The organism is Polaromonas sp. P1_G4 (genome assembly GCF_056405475.1).
In genome coordinates this window covers 1-1,922 of record NZ_JBFUCA010000666.1, presented here as the reverse complement: position 1 = coordinate 1,922, position 1,922 = coordinate 1, and the positions used below count along the sequence as shown (strand labels likewise).

The 1,922-nt window shown below is 59.2% G+C and carries 1 protein-coding gene; it reads right to left on the bottom strand.

What is annotated here, in order from left to right:
* Nucleotides 1-685: 685 nt before the first annotated feature.
* A partial coding sequence (locus AC1D1X_RS21985; RefSeq protein WP_477699184.1) for an RHS repeat domain-containing protein occupies nucleotides 686-1,922 on the bottom strand: 1,237 nt, incomplete at its 5' end.

Genomic DNA, 1,922 nt, shown 5'->3' with positions numbered 1-1,922 from the left:
TCGCAAAGAGGGCATTTCTTGGGTTTGTCTGGGTCTGATCTTGGATCGGATGCTACTGATGCACTTGTCACTGGCGGGTCTGAGACCGCTGGTGGGGATGGCACATCGCAACCAGTTTGGGCGGCGTTTTCTACATTAGGGGGAACGCATGTGCAGCTGTTGCCCGAGGGCGCGGCACCTGAAGGACAGGAAATAGGCGTGGAGCGAGTGCCTGCCGAAAATGTCCCCCACAATCCACCATCCTTATAAAAGTCGCAGGAATTAGCAGCGGTACAGTTGGAGTAGGTCCATGACCCACCAAATATTGCCGCGCCGGCCGCAGCCTCAGCACCAGCAGCGGCCTCGAGGGACGGAAACCACCCCCTAGCATCATTGAAGATGTACTCAGTCCCCCCAGGAGTTGCGGAAAACGAGGCGTGTGCAGGTGTCCAGATCATTGCCAGCATGAGCGCTAGCACAGCAGTAGCGCCTAGACGATAAAGATGGGCAATGCCACCTCCAAAATCACCATGACTACGAAATTTCCGGCTTGCGGTCACCCGCAATAAGACTGCGAGCGGCGAGTGAGTAAAAGGACGTTCATCGATCACTCGCAAGAGCGCATGAAAAARCTGCCTGCATGCATTCTCTATTGCCCTCGCTCGCCCTATGATCGATTTGTAGTCATGGTTTTCTTCAATGCGATTCAATTGACTGCTCCCGTAACTTGTTGGATCCGGTTCAGGGCGTCATACACCCTGGTGATGTTTCTTTGCAGGTTGCCTTGCGGGTCCTTGACCTGTTCGCTGACCTTGTTGCCCATGGCGTCCAGGGTGTAGGTGATGGTGTTGCCCTTGGCATCGGTCACCCCCGTTAACCGGTGGGCTGCGTCGTAGCTGTAACTCATGGTGCTGCTGTCGGGCATGACCACACCTGTCAGCTGGCCGGCGTTGTCGTAGGTGTAGGTGGTGATGCGGGCCGTGTCGCCAGGTGGTGTGACACTGGTGCTGCTGACCCAGCCTCGGGGGGTGTAGCTCATGTCAGTGACGATTCCCTTGGGGTCGACCATCTGGCGCACCCGCCCTGCCCTGTCGTACAAAGTGAACTGGGTCAGGTGGCCTGCTGCGTTCGTCACGCTCTGCAGATCGCCTGCCGTGTGGCCGACTTCATTGGGCACCGTGCCGCTGGAGGCGGCCGTCGCATAGTAAGCATAGGTCGTGGTCATGTTGTTCGGGTCCACACGGGTGAGGACCCGGCCGCCAGCGTCATACGTGAAGCGGGTGGTTCTGATGGGTGCTGTCGGGTCTGGGCTGCCATTGCCCAAGGTGGCCTGTTCGACCCGCTTGCAAACGACAGGCAATACGGTGCCATTTGGAAGTGCCGAGGCCGTCGTGCAGCTCGCTGCAATGTTGCTGTTGAAGGGATCGGGCTCCCCGTGGTAGACCAAGCTTGTGCTCAGCAAAGGTTGAGTCACCTTGGTGGGTAATCGCCAATCCGGATGCCAGATGGTTTCAATTTTTCGGGCCCCTGGAGGCAGCGACGCCCCACTGGGCAGGACGGCGGCACACGATACCGTGTTGGCCAGGCCCTCGACCCGCGTAATCTCACGGTTGCCGCTGTCATAGGCATAACAGCTGCGCTGGCCGGTGAAGTCATCCTTGCTCACGACATTACCGCTGGTGTCGTAGGTTGATGCACTGGCGGCGGCCGCATTGCCCGACCCAGCGGGCTGACTCACGCCGGTCAACATGAGGGAGCCCAGGATTGCCGTCGCACCCAGGCCGGTGGCTTGCCCGTTGGGGTTGGTCACCGTGACACCAGCCGGAGCCTGCCAATCGTGGTAGCGGTAGGTGGTCAAGGTGACCGCATCGTAGACCTGGCTCACAGCGACTGCAGGAGGTGTTCCGTAGCTCACGCTGTAACGGTTGATGCCACCTGCGTTT